General features: G+C 43.0%; 1 protein-coding gene. It reads left to right on the forward strand.

The genetic code is table 11. The features are described 5' to 3' along the window. Positions 1 to 68 precede the first annotated feature (68 nt). On the forward strand, positions 69 to 812 hold the full coding sequence (locus tag R7Q46_RS25360; protein WP_005456479.1) for a hypothetical protein: 744 nt from the start codon (positions 69 to 71) through the stop codon (positions 810 to 812). Positions 813 to 1,012: the final 200 nt, after the last annotated feature.

Below are 1,012 nucleotides of genomic sequence, written 5' to 3' on the forward strand. Positions count from 1 at the left end.
TCTGAATCCAAATGCGGCTTACGACTCTTCAACGTTGAAGTACCTTAAGCAGGCATGGAACTAAAACGATGAAGAAAACGTTATTGTCGTTATTCATGGTGTCCGTCAGCTTTGCCGTGGTCGGTGAAGAAGCTCGTTACACCATGGACGACTTAAAGGCATTGAACGGCTCTAAAAATTGGAACGAGCTATTAGCGCATGCGGAAGATATTCGTCCATCTCAACGTAATAGCGAGTGGGAAAGCCTAGTTCAAAATGCGGCGTTGGGAGCGTTTGAACACTATGTTGCATCTGGAGCAAAAGATGATGCGATTGGTCTGGGTCAGCAGTTAATCCTATCTTACCCATTTCTCTCTCAATCTAAGAGTTTTACTCAGCAGTTCTCGAAAGAGCTGGTGCCTGCAGCACAACCATGTATTCAATATGCAATAGAGGGATGTGTGGAAAATTATGGTCAGCTTCTTAATACCTTGGCACCAAGCGCTGAGGTGAGTTACGAAGAAGGAACCAAAGTTTTCCAGAATGTCTCGAAGTCACTGTCGGTTCCTTTTTTTGCAGCAGCAGTGCAGCAAGCTGAGAACTACTGTGCGGATGAAAACGTCGCAAATGCGTTGCTCTACACCTTGGACAGACCAAATAATACCAACTTCGCTTTGGCGAAAGAGGTTGCTACACAAAGGTGTGCTAACACCGCACTAACAAACTTTGAGAATTACATTATTGAGTCGCAAACCGTAAGAGAAGCTCTTTGCCCGACATATTTGTCTAAAGGACATGTAAAAGGGTTAATGAAAAAAGTTTGCCAGTCATAACTGCTCGTTCTTAAAGCCACCGCAAGGTGGCTTTTTAATTTATTGAAATTTAGGCAAAAAAAACCCTCCGAGAGGGAGGGGGTAAGTAAGATGTCGTTATGAGATGCTGAGTACCGAGTACTCAGTTTATAATTGTAGTTTTCGCTAGCGAACAAATTTTTAACACTGATGCGGATTGTGTGCAAATTAAGCATTGATTT

This window comes from Vibrio sp. 811 (assembly GCF_033339195.1).

Coding starts and splice junctions, on each gene's coding strand:
- R7Q46_RS25360 (WP_005456479.1), top strand. CDS start 69: ATGAAGAAAACGTTATTGTCGTTATTCATGGTGTCCGTCAGCTTTGCC.